Annotated in this window: 23 protein-coding genes; 18 read left to right on the top strand and 5 right to left on the bottom strand. The window is 72.3% G+C overall.

Going from position 1 to position 17,498, the window contains the following annotated elements:
- Positions 1–86 precede the first annotated feature (86 nt).
- The 12 genes from secY (at position 87) to truA (ending at position 8,187) form a co-directional block, all read left to right on the top strand.
- Positions 87–1,397 (top strand): preprotein translocase subunit SecY, encoded by a 1,311-nt coding sequence (gene secY / locus CRP29_RS08775; RefSeq protein WP_097194636.1) that lies wholly within the window; start codon positions 87–89, stop codon positions 1,395–1,397.
- Entirely contained in the window at positions 1,397–2,017 is a 621-nt protein-coding gene (locus CRP29_RS08770) for an adenylate kinase (protein WP_097194635.1), read from the top strand. Before secY ends, CRP29_RS08770 begins: the two co-directional genes overlap by 1 nt.
- 12 nt (positions 2,018–2,029) lie before the next feature.
- Entirely contained in the window at positions 2,030–2,899 is an 870-nt protein-coding gene (gene map, locus CRP29_RS08765) for a type I methionyl aminopeptidase (protein ID WP_245852658.1), read from the top strand.
- A 260-nt stretch (positions 2,900–3,159) separates the two neighbouring features.
- Entirely contained in the window at positions 3,160–3,381 is a 222-nt protein-coding gene (gene infA / locus CRP29_RS08760) for a translation initiation factor IF-1 (RefSeq protein ID WP_012950459.1), read from the top strand.
- Positions 3,382–3,452: 71 nt separating this feature from the next.
- Complete coding sequence (gene rpmJ / locus CRP29_RS08755) at positions 3,453–3,566, top strand: 50S ribosomal protein L36 (RefSeq protein WP_012950458.1); 114 nt, start codon at positions 3,453–3,455, stop codon at positions 3,564–3,566.
- Between the two features lie 14 nt (positions 3,567–3,580).
- On the top strand, positions 3,581–3,955 hold the full coding sequence (gene rpsM / locus CRP29_RS08750; protein WP_097194634.1) for a 30S ribosomal protein S13: 375 nt from the start codon (positions 3,581–3,583) through the stop codon (positions 3,953–3,955).
- Positions 3,956–4,074: 119 nt separating this feature from the next.
- Positions 4,075–4,482 (top strand): 30S ribosomal protein S11, encoded by a 408-nt coding sequence (gene rpsK, locus CRP29_RS08745; RefSeq protein ID WP_040338531.1) that lies wholly within the window; start codon positions 4,075–4,077, stop codon positions 4,480–4,482.
- Between the two features lie 35 nt (positions 4,483–4,517).
- A complete protein-coding gene (rpsD, locus tag CRP29_RS08740; RefSeq protein WP_097194633.1) occupies positions 4,518–5,144 on the top strand; it encodes a 30S ribosomal protein S4 in 627 nt (208 codons plus the stop codon).
- A 108-nt stretch (positions 5,145–5,252) separates the two neighbouring features.
- Positions 5,253–6,332, top strand: a complete 1,080-nt coding sequence (locus tag CRP29_RS08735; RefSeq protein ID WP_097194632.1) for a DNA-directed RNA polymerase subunit alpha — start codon at positions 5,253–5,255, stop codon at positions 6,330–6,332.
- 133 nt (positions 6,333–6,465) lie between these two features.
- Positions 6,466–7,080, top strand: coding sequence for a 50S ribosomal protein L17 (gene rplQ / locus CRP29_RS23710; RefSeq protein WP_097194631.1), 615 nt, complete (start codon positions 6,466–6,468; stop codon positions 7,078–7,080).
- Positions 7,077–7,328 carry a hypothetical protein gene (locus tag CRP29_RS08725; RefSeq protein WP_097194630.1) on the top strand — a complete coding sequence of 84 codons (252 nt, stop codon included), beginning with the start codon at positions 7,077–7,079 and terminating at the stop codon, positions 7,326–7,328. Before rplQ ends, CRP29_RS08725 begins: the two co-directional genes overlap by 4 nt.
- Before the next feature lie 82 nt (positions 7,329–7,410).
- Complete coding sequence (gene truA, locus CRP29_RS08720) at positions 7,411–8,187, top strand: tRNA pseudouridine(38-40) synthase TruA (protein ID WP_245852655.1); 777 nt, start codon at positions 7,411–7,413, stop codon at positions 8,185–8,187.
- Positions 8,188–8,202: 15 nt separating this feature from the next.
- On the opposite strand, the gene CRP29_RS08715 is transcribed toward truA, so the two are convergent.
- Together CRP29_RS08715 and mobA are read right to left on the bottom strand one after the other, a co-directional pair.
- The gene (locus CRP29_RS08715; protein WP_097194628.1) at positions 8,203–8,865 is read right to left on the bottom strand and encodes an SDR family oxidoreductase; all 663 of its coding nucleotides are present in this window, start codon (positions 8,863–8,865) and stop codon (positions 8,203–8,205) included.
- Positions 8,866–8,874: 9 nt separating this feature from the next.
- Positions 8,875–9,465 carry a molybdenum cofactor guanylyltransferase gene (gene mobA, locus CRP29_RS08710; protein ID WP_097194627.1) on the bottom strand — a complete coding sequence of 197 codons (591 nt, stop codon included), beginning with the start codon at positions 9,463–9,465 and terminating at the stop codon, positions 8,875–8,877.
- A gap of 35 nt (positions 9,466–9,500) precedes the next feature.
- Here mobA and fdhD point away from each other — a divergent pair, with 35 nt between their 5' ends.
- The gene (fdhD, locus tag CRP29_RS08705) at positions 9,501–10,328 is read left to right on the top strand and encodes a formate dehydrogenase accessory sulfurtransferase FdhD (RefSeq protein ID WP_097194626.1); all 828 of its coding nucleotides are present in this window, start codon (positions 9,501–9,503) and stop codon (positions 10,326–10,328) included.
- On the opposite strand, the gene CRP29_RS08700 is transcribed toward fdhD, so the two are convergent.
- The 3 genes from CRP29_RS08700 to moeA are packed head-to-tail and all read right to left on the bottom strand — an operon-like array spanning position 10,325 to position 12,482.
- Entirely contained in the window at positions 10,325–10,819 is a 495-nt protein-coding gene (locus CRP29_RS08700) for a MogA/MoaB family molybdenum cofactor biosynthesis protein (RefSeq protein WP_097194897.1), read from the bottom strand. The genes fdhD and CRP29_RS08700 overlap by 4 nt on opposite strands.
- Positions 10,816–11,283 carry a cyclic pyranopterin monophosphate synthase MoaC gene (gene moaC, locus CRP29_RS08695; RefSeq protein ID WP_097194625.1) on the bottom strand — a complete coding sequence of 156 codons (468 nt, stop codon included), beginning with the start codon at positions 11,281–11,283 and terminating at the stop codon, positions 10,816–10,818. Before moaC ends, CRP29_RS08700 begins: the two co-directional genes overlap by 4 nt.
- Positions 11,280–12,482 carry a molybdopterin molybdotransferase MoeA gene (moeA, locus tag CRP29_RS08690; RefSeq protein WP_097194624.1) on the bottom strand — a complete coding sequence of 401 codons (1,203 nt, stop codon included), beginning with the start codon at positions 12,480–12,482 and terminating at the stop codon, positions 11,280–11,282. Before moeA ends, moaC begins: the two co-directional genes overlap by 4 nt.
- Before the next feature lie 95 nt (positions 12,483–12,577).
- Here moeA and CRP29_RS08685 point away from each other — a divergent pair, with 95 nt between their 5' ends.
- The 5 genes from CRP29_RS08685 to glmS all read left to right on the top strand — a co-directional run bounded on the left by CRP29_RS08685 (position 12,578) and on the right by glmS (position 17,420).
- Positions 12,578–13,069: a beta-class carbonic anhydrase gene (locus CRP29_RS08685; RefSeq protein WP_097194623.1), complete on the top strand. Its 492-nt coding sequence runs from the start codon at positions 12,578–12,580 to the stop codon at positions 13,067–13,069.
- Between the two features lie 151 nt (positions 13,070–13,220).
- Complete coding sequence (gene rplM / locus CRP29_RS08680) at positions 13,221–13,664, top strand: 50S ribosomal protein L13 (protein WP_097194622.1); 444 nt, start codon at positions 13,221–13,223, stop codon at positions 13,662–13,664.
- Positions 13,661–14,080, top strand: coding sequence for a 30S ribosomal protein S9 (gene rpsI, locus CRP29_RS08675; protein WP_091981690.1), 420 nt, complete (start codon positions 13,661–13,663; stop codon positions 14,078–14,080). The genes rplM and rpsI overlap by 4 nt, the downstream gene beginning before the upstream one ends.
- An 11-nt stretch (positions 14,081–14,091) precedes the next feature.
- The gene (gene glmM / locus CRP29_RS08670; RefSeq protein WP_097194621.1) at positions 14,092–15,435 is read left to right on the top strand and encodes a phosphoglucosamine mutase; all 1,344 of its coding nucleotides are present in this window, start codon (positions 14,092–14,094) and stop codon (positions 15,433–15,435) included.
- A 107-nt stretch (positions 15,436–15,542) separates the two neighbouring features.
- Positions 15,543–17,420: a glutamine--fructose-6-phosphate transaminase (isomerizing) gene (gene glmS, locus CRP29_RS08665; RefSeq protein ID WP_097194620.1), complete on the top strand. Its 1,878-nt coding sequence runs from the start codon at positions 15,543–15,545 to the stop codon at positions 17,418–17,420.
- Positions 17,421–17,498: the final 78 nt, after the last annotated feature.

The raw sequence follows: 17,498 nt of genomic DNA, 5'->3' as shown, positions 1-17,498 counted from the left end.
CGCCGGGATCCACCATTCGGCCCGCCCCTGCACATGTGCGGGGCGGGCCGATTGCTAATGTCGTCCGACCGAGAAGGGGAGGGCACGTGCTGCAGGCGTTCGCCGCGGCGTTCCGGACGCCAGATCTCCGGCGCAAGCTGCTGTTCTCCCTGGCGATCATCGCCGTCTACCGGCTGGGCGCCCAGGTGCCCGGTCCGGGGGTGTCGGTCGAGGCCATCAACAACTGTCTCGACATCGCCCAGTCGGGCTCCCAGCGGGACATCTACTCGCTGGTCAACCTCTTCTCCGGCGGCGCACTGCTGCGCCTGTCGGTCTTCGCGCTCGGCATCATGCCGTACATCACCGCGAGCATCATCGTCCAGCTGCTGGTCGTGGTCATCCCGCGCTTCGAGCAGCTGAAGAAGGAAGGGCAGTCGGGTCAGGCCAAACTGACCCAGTACACCCGGTACCTGACGATCGCCCTCGCGGTGCTGCAGAGCACCGGCATCATCGCCCTGGCCCGCAGCGGCCAGCTCTTCCCGGGCTGCTCCGAGCCGATCATCCCGTCGGACTCGGTCTGGACGACGATCGTCCTGGTCATCGCCCTGACCGCCGGCACCGCGCTGATCATGTGGCTCGGCGAGCTGCTGACCGAGAAGGGGATCGGCAACGGCATGTCCGTGCTGATCTTCACCTCGATCGCCGCGCGCATCCCGGCCGAGGGCGGCGGCATCCTGCAGAGCCGCGGCGTGCTGGTCTTCACCGTCGTCTGCGCCTTCGCAGTGCTGATCATCGGCGCGGTCGTGTACGTGGAGCAGGCGCAACGGCGCATCCCCGTCCAGTACGCGAAACGCATGGTCGGGCGGCGCATGTACGGCGGGACGTCGACCTACCTGCCGCTGAAGGTGAACCAGGCCGGCGTCATCCCGGTCATCTTCGCCTCGTCGCTGCTGTACCTCCCGCAGCTGATCAGCCAGCTCCAGGGTGACGAGTCGGGCTCGGTCCGCCAGTTCTTCGAGACGTACATCATCGACCAGAGCAGCCCGGTGCACGTGGCGCTCTACTTCGCGCTGATCGTCTTCTTCACGTACTTCTACGTGTCGATCACGTTCAACCCGGAGGAACGGGCCGACGACATGAAGCGCTACGGCGGCTTCATCCCCGGCATCCGCCCGGGTCGCCCGACGGCGGAGTACCTGCAGTACGTGCTGTCCCGGATCACGCTGCCGGGCGCGCTCTACCTCGGCATCGTCGCCGTGCTGCCGAACTTCTTCCTCGCGGTGACGCAGGAGGGGCAGAACCAGAACTTCCCGTTCGGCGGGACCGCAGTGCTGATCATGGTCGGAGTGGGGTTGGAGACGGTGAAGCAGATCGAGACGCAACTGAACCAGCGCAGCTACGAAGGGTTCCTGAAGTAGTGCGCATCGTCCTGCTGGGGCCCCCCGGAGCGGGCAAGGGCACCCAGGCGCAGTTCATCGCGGGCCGCCTCGCCGTCCCGGCCATCTCGACCGGGGACATCTTCCGGGCGAACGTGAGCGGGGCGACCGAGCTCGGCCAGAAGGCCAAGGTCTACATGGACGCCGGCGACCTCGTCTCCGACGAGATCACCGTGGCCATGGTCAAGGACCGCCTCGCCGAGCCGGACGCCGAGGGCGGCTTCCTGCTGGACGGCTTCCCGCGGACCATCGCGCAGGCCGAGCAGCTGGCCGCGTCGCTGGCCGATCTGGGTCACGGCCTGGACCGCGTGCTCGAGCTCGTCGTCGACGAGGAGGAGCTGGTCCGCCGGCTCTCCGGTCGCCGCATGCTCGTCGACGGCGAGATGGTGCAGCGGGACGACGACAAGCCCGAGACGGTGCGGCACCGCCTCGAGGTCTACCGGGAACAGACCGCGCCGCTGTCGGGGTTCTACGAGGGCGAGGGCCTGCTGTCCCGCATCGACGCGATCGGTGCGGTGGACGAGGTCACGGCCCGGGCGCTGCGCGCGCTCGGCGTCGACCCCGAGGACACGCACGCGAGCGCGGCCCCGGCCGACGCCTGAGGTCGGTCGGCAGTGCACGGCGATCGCCGCGAGGCGCTGCTGGCCCGGGTGCCGCTGCTGGCGAAGTGGAGTGGACGGATGATCCAGATCAAGACGGCGCACGAGATCGAGCTCATGCGCGCCTCCGGGCTCGTGACGGCCGGGGCACTGGCGGCGGTCAGGGCCGCCGTGCGGCCCGGTGTCACCACCGGTGAGCTCGACGCGGTCGCCGAGGACCACATCCGCTCGGAGGGCGCCGTGCCGAACTTCCTCGGCTACCACGGCTTCACCGGCACCATCTGCGCGTCGATCAACGACGAGGTGGTCCACGGGATCCCGAATCCCGACCGGCAGCTGGCCGAGGGCGACAACATCTCGATCGACTGCGGGGCCATCCTGGCGGGCTGGCACAGCGACTCCGCGATCACCGTGACGGTGGGGGAGGCCTCTCCGGAGGACGCCGCCCTCATCGAGGTGACCGAGCGCTCGATGTGGGCCGGCCTGGCGCGGGCCGTGGCCGGTGGCCGGCTCACCGACATCAGCGCAGCCGTGGAGGAGTCGATCCGGTCGCACGCGCACCCGTACGGGATCGTCGACCACTACGGCGGGCACGGCATCGGTACGGAGATGCACCAGGACCCGCACGTGCTCAACTACGGCCGGGCCGGCCGCGGACCGAAGCTGGTGCCGGGGCTCGCCCTGGCGATCGAGCCGATGGTCACCGTGGGCGATCCGGCGACGGTCGAGCTGGACGACGGCTGGACCGTGGTCACCAAGGACGGCTCCCGGGCCGCCCACTTCGAGCACTCCGTGGCGATCACGCCCGAGGGCCCGTGGGTGCTGACGGCGGAGGACGGCGGGGTGGCCGGACTGGCTCCCTTCGGGATCACGCCGCGATCCTGATCGGCACCGCTGCCGATCGGCCGCCGTGGGCTGTAGCGCAGCCCTCATGGGGGCCGGTTGGGAACCGGCGGGTCGTCAGGTACGATTCCCTGTGGCGCTAGCGCCGTTCTTTCGTCGTGCTGTGGCCGCGTGACGGGGAGCGCCCTCGCGAGAGCGCCAGCACCACCTGTTCTGCGACATCACCGAGTCCGTCGTCCCGGGTACACCCGTGGGCGCGGACGAGGACCGAGTACCACCGAGTCAAGGAGTGCGTGTAGGGCATGGCGAAGAAAGACGGGGCCATCGAGGTCGAGGGTCGCGTCGTCGAGCCGCTGCCCAACGCGATGTTCCGGGTCGAACTGCAGAACGGGCACCGGGTGCTCGCCCACATCAGCGGCAAGATGCGTCAGCACTACATCCGCATCCTGCCCGAGGACCGCGTGGTCGTGGAGCTCTCGCCCTACGACCTGACGCGCGGTCGCATCGTCTACCGCTACAAGTAACCGCTCGGTCAGCGACTGCCCACCGGCAGAGACGCGGCCGGCACACGATCGAGGAATGAGGGGCGGCACCGGTGAAGGTCCAGCCGTCGGTGAAGAAGATCTGCGACAAGTGCAAGGTGATCCGCCGGCACGGCCGGGTCATGGTCATCTGCGACAACGCCCGGCACAAGCAGCGCCAGGGCTGAGGGAGTACCAGAACATGGCACGACTGGCAGGCGTCGACCTTCCCCGCGAGAAGCGGATGGAGGTCGCCCTCACGTACATCTACGGCATCGGCAAGACCCACGCCAAGGAGACCCTGGCCGCGACGGGCGTCAGCCCGGACCTGCGCGTCAAGGACCTCGGTGACGAGGATCTGCTGAAGCTCCGCGACTACATCGACGAGCACTTCCGCGTCGAGGGTGACCTCCGCCGCGAGGTGGCCGCCGACATCCGCCGCAAGGTGGAGATCGGTTGCTACCAGGGGCTGCGTCACCGTCGTGGACTCCCCGTCCACGGCCAGCGCACCAAGACCAATGCGCGCTCGAGCAAGGGCCCGCGCAAGACCATCGCGGGCAAGAAGAAGGCCCGCTGACCCACAGCACGTCGACGTGCGGTCGCAGCTACCCGTGAGGGCGGGAGCGATGGCGCGACACGTGTGCTGCCTCGCGGCAGCAACCCCAGGCCACAGCAACTGAAGGAAACCGGAGAGACATGCCTCCCAGGGCTCGCACCGCGGCTGGTGCCAAGAAGGTCCGCCGCAAGGAGAAGAAGAACGTCGCCCACGGCGCCGCGCACATCAAGAGCACGTTCAACAACACGATCGTGTCGATCACCGACCCGGCCGGGAACGTGATCAGCTGGGCCTCCGCCGGCCACGTCGGCTTCAAGGGCTCGCGCAAGTCCACGCCGTTCGCGGCGCAGATGGCTGCCGAGAACGCCGCGCGCAAGGCGCAGGAGCACGGCATGCGCAAGGTCGACGTCTTCGTGAAGGGCCCTGGCTCCGGTCGCGAGACGGCCATCCGCTCCCTGCAGGCCACGGGCCTCGAGGTCGGGCAGATCCAGGACGTGACGCCGCAGCCGCACAACGGCTGTCGCCCCAAGAAGCGCCGCCGGGTCTGACCGGTCACTGACGAGACGATCTAGGAGTATTTGACGTGGCCCGTTACACCGGAGCCGACTGCCGCCTCTGCAGGCGCGAGAAGATGAAGCTGTTCCTCAAGGGCAGCAAGTGCGAGTCCGCGAAGTGCCCGATCGAGATCCGGCCCTACCCGCCGGGCGAGCACGGCCGTGGCCGCACCAAGGACAGCGAGTACCTGCTCCAGCTTCGCGAGAAGCAGAAGGCCCGCCGCATCTACGGCGTGCTGGAGAAGCAGTTCCGCGGTTACTACGAAGAGGCCAACCGCAAGAGCGGCAAGACCGGCGAGGTCCTGCTCCAGATCCTGGAGTCGCGCCTGGACAATGTGGTCTACCGGGCCGGCTTCGCCGAGTCCCGCGACATGGCCCGTCAGCTGGTCCGCCACGGGCACATCCGGGTGAACGGCCGCAAGGTCGACATCCCGTCGTACCGGGTGACCGACAACGACATCGTCGAGGTGGCTGAGAAGTCCCGCACGATGCTGCCGTTCGAGATCGCCCAGGCCCGCGCCGGCGAGCGCCCCGTGCCCCCGTGGCTCGAGGTCATCAGCAGCCAGCTGCGCGTGCTCGTGCACAGCATCCCGGCCCGTCAGGTGATCGACACCCCGGTCCAGGAACAGCTGATCGTGGAGCTCTACTCCAAGTAAGCGCAGCACCTGCACGACGGCGGGGCGGGCGGACCGATGTCCGCCCCGCCGGCACCACCCCCCTCACGGCGTCATATGGCGGTCGCCGGAGGACCTCAAGGAGACACCATGCTCATCGCACAGCGCCCCACCCTCACCGAGGAGACCATCTCGGAGCAGCGCTCGCGGTTCGTCATCGAGCCGCTCGAGCCGGGCTTCGGCTACACCCTCGGCAACTCCCTGCGCCGCACCCTCCTGTCGTCGATCCCCGGCGCTGCTGTCACCAGCATCCGGATCGAGGGCACCCTGCACGAGTTCACGACCGTGCCGGGGGTCAAGGAGGACGTGACCGAGCTCATCCTCAACCTCAAGGGCCTGGTCGTCAGCTCCGACTCCGACGAGCCGGTGACGATGTACCTGCGCAAGCAGGGCCCCGGTGAGGTCACCGCCGCGGACATCGCGCCGCCGGCCGGCGTCGAGGTGCACAACCCCGACCTCCACATCGCCACGCTCAACGGCAAGGGCCGCCTCGAGGTCGAGCTCGTCGTCGAGCGCGGCCGCGGCTACGTCCCGGCCCCGCAGAACAAGCAGCCCGGCCAGGAGATCGGCCGCATCCCGGTCGACTCGATCTACTCGCCGGTCCTCAAGGTCACCTACGCCGTCGAGGCCACCCGCGTCGAGCAGCGCACCGACTTCGACCGCCTCGTGGTCGACGTCGAGACCAAGCCCTCCATCGCCCCCCGGGACGCCATCGCGTCCGCCGGGTCGACGCTGGTCGAGCTCTTCGGTCTGCTGCGCGAGCTGAACATCGACGCCGAGGGCATCGAGGTCGGGCCCAGCCCGTCCGAGGCCGCCGACATCGCCAACTTCTCGATGCCGATCGAGGACATGGACCTCACCGTCCGGTCCTACAACTGCCTCAAGCGCGAGGGCGTGCACACCGTCGGTGAGCTCGTCACCCGCTCCGAGGCCGACCTGCTCGACATCCGCAACTTCGGCGCGAAGTCGATCGACGAGGTCAAGATGAAGCTCGCGGCGATGGGTCTGGCCCTCAAGGACAGCCCGCCCGGATTCATCCCGACCTCGGTCGAGAGCTACGACGAGGGCTACGAGACCGACGCCTACCAGGGCACCGGCGAGTTCGCCCCCGGCTTCGAGCAGCAGCCCCAGTACGACGAGGGCTCCTACCAGGAGACCGAGCAGCTCTGATCCACACCGGGCGGCGGGGGAGACCCCGCCGTCCGGACGGGCTCCCGGGCCCGGCACGCTGATCAGCAACGACAGCACCACCATGGAACGCAGCCGCCCCTCGCACCGGCCGGCAGCCTGAGGAAGGACCGACATGCCCACCCCCACCAAGGGTCCCCGTCTCGGCGGATCCCCCGCGCACCAGCGGCTGATGCTGGCCAACATGGCCACGTCGCTGTTCGAGCACGGGCGGATCACCACCACCGAGGCCAAGGCCAAGCGGCTGCGCCCCTATGCCGAGAAGCTGGTGAGCTTCGCGAAGCGGGGTGACCTGCACTCCCGTCGCCAGGTGATGACCGTCATCCGGGACAAGGACGTGGTGCACACCCTGTTCGCCGAGATCGGTCCGCGCTTCGCGAACCGGCCGGGTGGCTACACCCGCATCACGAAGGTCGGCCCCCGCAAGGGCGACAACGCCCCGATGGCCGTCATCGAGCTCGTCGAGGCGCTCACCGTCGGCCAGCAGGCCGTCGGCGAGGCCGAGCGGGCCCGCGGCACGCAGTTCGCCACCGGGGCCGGTTCTGCCGCTGCCGCCGGCGAGGTGACCGCGGACGCCGCCGAGGAGTCCGCCGACTCGGCGGACAGCGCGGACTCGGCCGACAGCGCTGACTCCGCCGACTCGGCGGACAGCCCGGACGAGGCCGACGACGCCTCCGCGGAGGCGGAGACCGAGACGGGGACCGAGTCCGACACGGACGGCACCAAGTGACCAGCGGCGGCCGCGACGAGGCGCAGGAGATCGTCACCGACGTCTTCGTGCCCGACGGCGAGCGTCAGGACGACGGGAACGTCGAGCGCGAGCCCACCGCGGAGAACGGCATCGTCGTCGACGGCGACAACGTCTCCCCGGAGCTCGCCGACGCGGCCGCGGCCGAGCTCAACGCCGCGGAGCAGGGCGACGCGGCCACCGCGAGCCTGCACGCTCCCGGCGGCGAGTCGGCTCCCGACCCGCGCTGACGCTCCGAGCACGCTGAACACCGAACACCCGGACGAGCCCGCCACCCACGACGGTGGCGGGCTCGTCCGTCTTCGTCTGGCGGTGAGCTACGACGGGACGGCGCTGCACGGCTGGGCCCGCCAGCCCGACCAGCGCACCGTGCAGGGCGACCTCGAGGAGGCGCTCGGCACGGTCCTCCGCACCCCCGTCCAGCTGACCGTCGCCGGCCGCACGGACGCCGGGGTGCACGCCACCGGGCAGGTGGCGCACTGCGACGTCCCGCGGGCGCTGTGGGACCGGCAGCGCGACCGGCTGGTGCGGCGGTTGCGCGGGATCCTGCCGCCGGACATCGCCGTCCCGTCGGTGGTGGAGGCGCATCCGGACTTCGACGCCCGCTTCGCCGCCCTCGGCCGGCACTACGTGTACCGGCTCACCGACGCCGACTGGGGTCCGCCGCCGCTGCGCCGGTCCGACACCGTCGCCTGGGGGCGCGCGCTCGACACCGACGCCATGGCGGTGGCCGCGGCGCTGCTGCTGGGCGAGCACGACTTTGCCGCCTACTGCCGGCGCCGCGAGGGCGCCACCACGATCCGCGCCCTGCTCGCCCTGCAGGTCGTCCGCACCGGTGAGCTGGTGACCATCTCGGCGTCGGCCGACGCGTTCTGCCACTCGATGGTGCGCAGCCTGGTCGGTGCGCTGACGGCGGTGGGCGAGGGACGGCGCACGCCGGACTGGCCGGCCACCCTGCTCGCCCGCGACGAACGGGCCAGCGAGGTGCCGGTGGCGCCGGCCGGCGGGCTGACGCTGGTCCGCGTCGACTACCCGCCCGACGACATGCTGGCCGACCGCGCGCTCCTCACCCGGGCCCGGCGCGGCTGACCTCGCCGGGGCCGCTCACGGCAGGGCGGTGACCGCCTCGGCGATCGGCGTCTCCCCGCTGACGAGCTCCACGACCGCGCCGTCGCGTCCGGCGTCGAGCAGCGCGACGAGCACCGCGGCCACGTCGTCCCGGGGCACGCTGCCGTAGCCGATGCCGTGGCCCAGCGTCACCCGGCCGGTGCCCGGGTCGTCGGTGAGCCCGCCGGGCCGCAGGATCGTGGTCGCCAGGGCCTCGCGGGGCAGGACGTCGTCCTCGGCGCGGAGCTTGGCCTGCAGGTAGACCGCCATGACCGGGTCGACGCCCTGCGGCGTCCCCGCGCGGGCCTGCTCGACGCCCATCGAGGACACCAGGACGTACCGGCGGACGCCGGCCTTCTCGGCGGCATCGGCGAGGAGCACGGCGGCGCCGTGGTCGACGGTGTGCTTGCGGGCCTCTCCGCTGCCCGGGCCGGCCCCCGCGGCGAAGACGACGGCGTCGGCGCCGCGGGCCAGGTCGGCGAGCTCGTCGACCGACGCGGACTCGAGGTCGAGCACGGCGGGCTCGACCCCGTCACCGCGCAGGTCGGCCGCGTGGTCGGGGTTGCGGATGAGGCCGACGACGGTGTCGCCGCGGGCGGAGAGCAGGCGGCCGAGGCGGCGGGCGACCTGCCCGTGGGCCCCGGCGAGGACGATGCGCATGACCGGCCCCTACCCGCCGAGGCCGGCGGCTACCGCCCGGGCGCGGGCGAGATCGGCCGGGGTGTCGCAGTCCAGCCAGGGCGGGGGCGTGCCGGGCGGCACGAGGGGGCGGAGCCGGTCCACCCGCAGCGGGGCGAGCACCCGGCGCAGGGAGGTGGGGCCGTCGTCCTCGGGGAGCGCCGCCCGCAGGGCGTCGGTGCGCCACACGCCGAGCAGGTACTGGTCCCGGCCGCCGTCGTCGACGACGAGCACGCCGTCGGCTGCCAGGGCGCTCCGGAGCAGGGCGATCACGGTGGCGTCGAGGAAGGGCAGGTCGCCGGCCAGGACGGCGACCACGCCGGTGGGAACCGACGGCAGACCCGCGCGCAGCGCCGCCACCGGCCCGCCCCCGGGCGGCTGCTCGCGGACGACGACGACGTCGTCGGGCACCGGCTGCGGCGGACCGACGACGATCCGCCGCTCGGCGTCGGCGACGGCGGCGAGCACGGTGCCGAGCATGGTGCGCCCGCCGACCTGCAGCTGCGGCTTCGCCTGCCCGCCGAGCCGCGCGGCGCGCCCGCCGGCGAGCACCAGGGCGGAGTACGGCGGCAGCTGATCCACGGCGTCACCGTAGAGGCGTGGGTACCGTCCCTGCCGTGGGACGAGTCACCAGCCGGACGCCGGTGCTGCGCATCCGCGGCGCGCAGCGCACCACCCGACCAGACACCGTGGCCGCGGAGGAGCCGCTGGAGATCCGCCTGGCCGGCACGCCGCTGGCGGTCACCATGCGCACGCCCGGCGACGACTTCGACCTCGTGCACGGCTTCCTCGCCACCGAGGGCGTCATCGCCGGCCCGGACGACGTCGCGGGCCTGCGCTACTGCGACTCCGTCGACGCCGACGGCCGCAACACCTACAACGTGGTGGACGTCGACCTCGCCCCCGGCGTGCCGATCCCCGACACCGGGTTGGAGCGGAACTTCTACACCTCCAGCTCGTGCGGGGTGTGCGGCAAGGCCAGCATCGACGCCATCCGCACGAAGACCGCGTTCGACGTCGCCGCGGACGAGGTCCGGCTGCCGCTGGCCACCCTGCTCGCGCTGCCCGACCGGCTGCGGGCGCAGCAGGAGGTCTTCGAGAAGACCGGGGGGCTGCACGCCGCCGGACTGTTCACCGCCGACGGCGAGCTGGTGGCGCTGCGCGAGGACGTCGGCCGGCACAACGCGGTGGACAAGGTGATCGGCGACGGCGTGCGGGCCGGGCGGCTGCCGCTGGCCGGCCACGTGCTGATGGTGAGCGGCCGGGCCAGCTTCGAGCTGACCCAGAAGGCGGCGATGGCCGGCATCCCGGTGCTGGCCGCGGTCTCCGCCCCGTCGTCCCTCGCGGTGGAGCTGGCCCGCGAGGTCGGCATCACCCTGGTCGGCTTCCTCCGCGGCGACGGCTGCAACGTCTACACCCGCACGGAGCGGATCGAGCTGGACTAGTGGTCGCCGCCGCGGAGCTGGCTGATCACGTGGGGGAGCAGCGGGCCGAGCACGGCCAGGCCGTCCTTCACGCCGCCGGTCGAACCGGGCAGGTTGACGATCAGCGTGCGCCCGGCGGTGCCGGCCAGCCCGCGGGAGAGCACCGCCGTCGGCACCCCGTTCTCGGCGCCGTACCGGCGGACCGCCTCGGCGATGCCGGGCGCCTCGCGCTCGAGCACGCGGCGGGTCGCCTCCGGCGTCACGTCGGTGGGGGAGAGCCCCGTGCCGCCGGTGGTGAGGACCAGCTCGATGCCGGCGTCGACGGCGGCGCGCAGCACGTCCTCGATCTCGACGGCGTCGTCCGGGAGCACCTTGGGCCCCTCCACCTGGAAGCCCAGCTCGGCCAGCCCCGCCGCGAGCGCCTGCCCGCTGCGGTCGGCGTAGACGCCGGCGGCGGCGCGGTTGGAGGCGGTGACCACCAGCGCCCTCGCGCCGGCCGGGAGCTCGCTCACCGGGTCCACAGCCCGCTCTTGCCGCCGGACTTCCGCAGCAGCCGGACGTCGGTGATCGAGGCGCGCGGGTCGACCGCCTTCACCATGTCGATCATCGTCAGACCGGCGACGGTGACGGCGGTGAGCGCCTCCATCTCCACGCCGGTCCGGTCGGCGGTGCGCGCGGTCGCGGTGATCTCGACGGCGTCGTCGGCCACCTCGATGTCCACGGTCACGCCGTGCAGCGCAATGGGGTGGCACAGCGGCACGAGGTCCGGCGTCCGCTTGGCCCCGGCGATGCCGGCGATCCGCGCGACGGCGACCGCGTCGCCCTTGGGCACCCCGGTGCCGCGCAGCAGGCCGACGACCTCGGGGCTCACCAGCACCCGCCCGGCGGCGGTCGCCTCCCGGGCGGTCACCTCCTTGGCGCTGACGTCGACCATGCGCGCCGCGCCGGTCTCGTCGACGTGGGTCAACCGGTTCATCGCAGAGCTCCTTCGATCAGCACGACGTCGACCTCGGCGCCGGCGGCCAGTTCGGTGACGTCCTCGGGGACGACGACCAGGCAGTTGGCCCGCGCCAGGTGCGCGACCAGGTGCGAGCCGGGCCCGCCCACCTGGGAGACCTCGCCGCCCTCGACGTACCCGCGCAGGAACTGACGGCGGCCCGCGGGCGAGCGCAGCGGGCCGGCCAGCCGGGCGGGGACGCGCAGCCGGTGCGGCGCGGCGTAGCCCAGGGCGCGGCGCAGCGCCGGTCGCACGAAGACCTCGAAGGAGACGAAGGCGCTCACCGGGTTCCCGGGCAGCGTGATCACCGGGACGCCGTCGACGGTGCCGGCGCCCTGCGGGCCGCCCGGCTGCATCGCGACCTTGCCGAACTCGACGGTGCCCAGCCCGGCGAAGGCGTCCTTGACCACCTCGTAGGCGCCCGCGCTCACCCCGCCGCTGGTGATCAGGAGGTCGGCCCCCGCGAGCTCGGCGCGCACCGTGGTGAGGAACTGGTCCACGTCGTCGGGCACGAAGTGCAGCCGGCGCGGCAGACCCCCGGCCTCCTCGACGGCGGCGGCGAGCAGCAGGGAGTTGGACTCGTAGATCTGCCCGGGCGCCAGCGGCTCCCCGGGGGCGACCAGCTCGCTGCCGGTCGAGAGGACCAGCACCCGCGGCCGGCGCCGGACCGGCAGCTCGGTGACGCCCACGGCGGCGGCCAGGCCGAGCTGCGCGGCACCCAGCGGCGACCCGGCGGACAGGGCGACGTCGCCGGCGGCGATGTCCTCCCCGGCCCGCCGCAGGTGCGTGCCGGCGGCCGGGCAGTCGCGGATCTCCACCACGTCGACGCCGCCGTCGGTCAGCTCGACGGGGACGACGACGTCGGCGCCCGGGGGGAGCGGTGCGCCGGTCATGATCCGGTGCACCGTGCCCGGCGACAGGGGGACGACGTCGGTGCGCCCGGCCGGGATGTCCTCGGCCACCGGCAGCCGGACGGCGACCTCCGCGGCGGCGCCCACCTCGGCCCAGCGCGCGGCGTAGCCGTCCATCGCGGAGTTGTCGAAGCCGGGCAGCGCGACCGCGGCCACGACGTCCCGGGCGAGCACGCGGCCGTGCGCGGTGGCCAGCGGCACGGACTCCTCCGGCAGCTGGGGCAGCAGGGCGTCGACCGCCGCCTGGTGTTCCTCGACCGTCCGCACGGGCCCATCCTCGCCGGTGTCCGGCCGGCTCGGGCCGCGGCCCCCCGGCTCCCCGGTTAGTGTCCCAGTCGATCAACGACGGCAGAGGAGGACGCGTGGCCGAGATCGACCGGATGCTCGAGGCGAACGAGCGGTGGGCGGAGAGCTTCCCCGGCAGCAAGCCGGTGCGCCCGGGCCGCAAGGTGGCCGTGGTGGCGTGCATGGACTCCCGCATCCCGCTGTTCGGCGTGCTCGGGCTGGAGATCGGTGACGCGCACGTCATCCGCAACGCCGGCGGCGTGATCACCGAGGACGTCATCCGCTCCCTGACGATCAGCCAGCACGCACTGGGCACCCGGGAGATCGTGCTGGTCCACCACACCGAGTGCGGCCTCCAGTCGACCGACGACATCTCCTTCGCCGACGCCGTCGAGGCGGCGACGGGCCGGCGCCCGCCGTGGGCCGCCCGGGCCTTCACCGATGTCGACCAGGACGTGCGCGAGTCGATGCGGCTGATCCGGGAGAGCCCGTACCTGCTCTCGCGCGAGGTGCGCGGCACGGTGTTCGACGTGACCACGGGACGGCTGCGCGAGGTCCAGGAGGCCTGACCCGCCCGCACGGCGAGGCCGCGTCCCCGCGGCTGGTATCGTGACCGGCTGGCGCGCGTCAGCTGGTTGGTGCCCGCGCGTCGCGACGTCTCCCGTACTCGGTGAGGCGATCCCACCAGCCTTCCCGACAACGACGGAGGACACGAGCGCCGTGCGCACGTACACCCCCAAGCCCGGCGAGATCGACCGGGCCTGGCTCGTCATCGACGCCACCGATGTGGTGCTCGGCCGACTGGCCAGCCAGACCGCGCAGATCCTGCGCGGCAAGCACAAGCCGCAGTACGCCCCGCACGTCGACGTCGGTGACTTCGTCGTCATCGTCAACGCCGGGAAGGTCGCCCTCACGGGCAACAAGCGTGAGAACAAGGTGGCCTACCGCCACTCCGGCCACCCGGGTGGCCTGAAGACCATCAACGTCGGCGACCAGCTGCGCACCCACCCGGACCGCGTCATCGAGCGCGCGGTCAAGGGCATGCTGCCGCACAACAGCCTGGGCCGTCAGATGCTCAAGAAGCTCAAGGTCTACGCGGGCCCCGAGCACCCCCACGCTGCGCAGCAGCCCCAGAACTACGAGATCAAGCAGGTGGCCCAGTGACCAGCGCTCTGACCGTGACCGACGCCGACGGGCGTCCGATCCAGACCGTCGGTCGCCGCAAGGAGGCCATCGTCCGCGTGCGCCTCCTCCCCGGCACCGGCCAGTTCAAGCTCAACGGCCGCACCATCGAGGACTACTTCCCGAACAAGGTGCACCAGCAGCTCATCCGCGAGCCGTTCGTCATCCTCGAGAAGGCCGACCAGTACGACGTCGTCGGCCTGCTGCACGGTGGCGGCGTCTCCGGCCAGGCCGGTGCGCTGCGCCTGGGCATCGCCCGCGCGCTGATCGAGATCGAGCCCGACGACCGTCCGGTCCTCAAGAAGGCCGGCTTCCTGAACCGTGACCCGCGGGTCGTCGAGCGGAAGAAGTACGGACTCAAGAAGGCCCGCAAGGCGCCTCAGTACTCCAAGCGCTGACCGGTACGTCCGTGGGTCGCCTGTTCGGGACCGACGGCGTCCGGGGTCGTGCCAACGCCGACCTCACGCCGGAGCTGGCGCTCTCGGTGGCTCGCGCCGCCGCAGGCGTGCTCGCCGACCGCGACGGGACCTCGTGTCCCGTCGCGGTCGTCGGCCGTGACCCCCGGGCCAGCGGGGAGATGCTCGAGGCCGCCGTGGTGGCGGGGCTGACGAGCGCGGGGGCCGAGGTGCTCCTCGCCGGCGTCGTCCCGACGCCGGCACTGGCGCACCTCACCGCCTCGACCGGCGCCGACCTCGGCGTCATGATCTCGGCCAGCCACAACCCGATGCCGGACAACGGCATCAAGCTGTTCAGCCGGGGTGGGCACAAGCTGCCCGACGCCGTCGAGGTCGCGATCGAGGCCGCGGTCGCCGATGGCCACCAGCACGGGCTGCGGCCCACCGGCGCCGCCATCGGCCGCGTCCGGGAGCTGACCGGCGCGGTCGACGAGTACGTCACCCACCTGCTGTCCACCGTCGACCAGCCGCTGAGCGGGATCTCGGTCGTCGTCGACGGGGCACACGGTGCGGCCGCCGGCGTCGCGCCCGAGGTCTACCGGCGCGTCGGTGCGACGGTGCACGCCATCGGCTGCGCGCCCGACGGTTGGAACATCAACGACGGGATCGGCTCGACGCACCTGGAGCCGCTGATCGAGGCGGTCCGGGCCCAGGGTGCCGACCTCGGTCTCGCCCACGACGGGGACGCCGACCGCTGCCTGGCGGTCACCGCCGACGGGCACGTCGTCGACGGCGACGCGATCCTCGCGATCTGCGCGCTGGCGCTGCACGAGCGCGGCGCCCTCAGGGACGCCACCGTCGTCGCCACCGTGATGAGCAACCTCGGCTTCCACCTCACGATGCGCGACGCCGGCATCGCCGTCCAGACCACCGCCGTGGGGGACCGCTACGTCCTCGAGGCGCTCCGCGCGGGCGACCTGAGCCTCGGCGGGGAGCAGAGCGGCCACCTGGTGTTCCTGGACCACGCGACCACCGGCGACGGCGTGCTCACCGGCCTGGCGCTCATGTCACGCATGGCGGTGACCGGGAGGTCGCTGGCCGAGCTGGCCGGGGTGGTACAGAAGCTCCCGCAGGTGCTGATCAACGTGCCGGTGCGCGACCGCATCGCCGTGGTGGAGAGCGACTCGGTCGCCGAGGCGGTCAACGCGGTGGAGGCGGGGCTGGGCAGCACCGGCCGGGTGCTCCTGCGGCCCTCCGGCACCGAGCAGCTCGTGCGCGTCATGGTCGAGGCGCCCACCCAGGAACAGGCCGACCGGGTGGCGCAGCGCCTGGCGGGCGTGGTCGCCGCCGTCGACTGACCCGACGGGTGTGACGACTGGGGCCCACGGGTGCCCCTGAGGCGCTGCCCTGCGCCGTTCGCGCGTGGTGGACGGATCGGTCCGCCACTGCCGGTAGCCTGGCTCAAATGTGCGGAATCGTTGGTTACGTCGGTCCTCAGGACGCCACGGAGGTGGTCCTGCAGGGTCTGCGGCGCCTGGAGTACCGGGGCTACGACTCGGCGGGCATCGCCGTCGTCGCCGAGGGTGAGCTGAGCTCGGCGAAGAAGGCCGGCAAGCTCGCCAACCTGGAGAAGGTGCTCGCCGACCGGCCGCTGCCGGCCGCGACCGTCGGCATCGGCCACACCCGGTGGGCCACCCACGGCGGGCCGACCGACCGCAACGCCCACCCCCACGTCTCCACCGGCGGTGACGTCGCGGTCGTCCACAACGGGATCATCGAGAACTTCGCCTCGCTGCGCGCCGAGTGCGAGGCCGCCGGCATCGAGTTCAGCTCGGACACCGACACCGAGGTGGCCGCGCACCTGCTGACCGCCGCCTACGCCGACGCGCCCGAGGGCGAGGGCCGGCTGGCCGAGGCCATGCGTGCGATCTGCCGCCGGCTGGAGGGCGCCTTCACCCTCGTCGCCACGCACGCCGCGGAGCCCGACACCCTGGTCGCGGCCCGGCGCAGCAGCCCCCTGGTCGTCGGCGTCGGAGAGACAGCCGACGGGACTGCCGAGTACTTCCTGGGTTCCGACGTCGCCGCCTTCATCGGGCACACCCGCAACGCCCTCGAGCTCGGGCAGGACCAGATCGTCCAGATCGACCGGACCGCCGGCGTCACCGTGACCGATTTCGCGGGCGCCGCCGTCGAGCCCACCGCCTACACCGTCGACTGGGACGCCGCGGCCGCCGAGAAGGGCGGCTACGACTGGTTCATGCTCAAGGAGATCGCCGAGCAGCCGAAGGCCATCGCCGACACCCTGCTCGGCCGGCTCGGTGACCACGGCAACCTGATCCTCGACGAGGTCCGCCTCTCCGACCAGGAACTGCGCGACATCGACAAGATCTTCGTCGTGTCCTGCGGCACCTCCTTCCACGCCGGGCTCATCGCCAAGTACGCCATCGAGCACTGGACGCGCATCCCGGTCGAGGTCGAGGTGGCCAGCGAGTTCCGCTACCGCGACCCCGTCCTGGACCGCTCCACGCTGGTCATCGTCATCAGCCAGTCGGGCGAGACGATGGACACCCTCATGGCGTTGCGGCACGCCAAGGAGCAGAAGGCCCGCGTCCTGGCCATCTGCAACGCCAACGGGTCGACCATCCCGCGGGAGTCCGACGCCGTCCTCTACACCCACGCCGGCCCCGAGATCGCCGTCGCCTCGACCAAGGCCTTCCTCAGCCAGATCGTCGCCTGCTACCTCGTCGGCCTGTTCCTGGCCCAGGTGCGCGGGATGAAGTACGAGGACGAGGTCGCCGCCATCGTCGAGGACCTGCGCAAGCTCCCGGACGCCGTCGCGCAGGTGCTGACGGGCATGGACGAGGTCCGCGCCCTCGGCCGCTCGCTGGCCGACGCGGACACGGTCCTCTTCCTCGGCCGGCACGTCGGGTTCCCCGTCGCGCTGGAGGGAGCGCTCAAGCTCAAGGAGCTGGCCTACATCCACGCCGAGGGCTTCGCGGCCGGCGAGCTCAAGCACGGGCCCATCGCCGTCATCGACCAGGGGACGCCGGTCGTCGTCATCGTGCCCTCACCCCACAGCCGCGAGTCGGTGCACGGCAAGGTCGTCTCGAACATCCAGGAGGTGCGGGCCCGGGGTGCGCGCACCATCGTGATCGCCGAGGAGGGCGACGAGGACGTCGTCCCCTACGCCGACCACCTGATCCGCGTGCCGCGCACCCCGACGCTGCTGGCCCCCGTGGTCACCACCGTGCCGCTGCAGGTGCTGGCGTGCGAGATCGCCACCACCCGGGGTCTGGACGTCGACCAGCCGCGCAACCTGGCGAAGTCGGTCACCGTCGAGTAGGTCGCGCCGGGATCAGGTGACCTGATCCCCGAGCGTCCTCCCTCGTGGTGTGCGGTGAGGGAGGACGCGCTGCGGTGA

The sequence above is a fragment of the Blastococcus aggregatus genome, assembly GCF_900221005.1.
Classification (GTDB): domain Bacteria; phylum Actinomycetota; class Actinomycetes; order Mycobacteriales; family Geodermatophilaceae; genus Blastococcus; species Blastococcus aggregatus.
The sequence above is the reverse complement of the archived record's forward strand: the minus strand, read 5'-3'. Positions and strand labels throughout refer to the sequence as shown.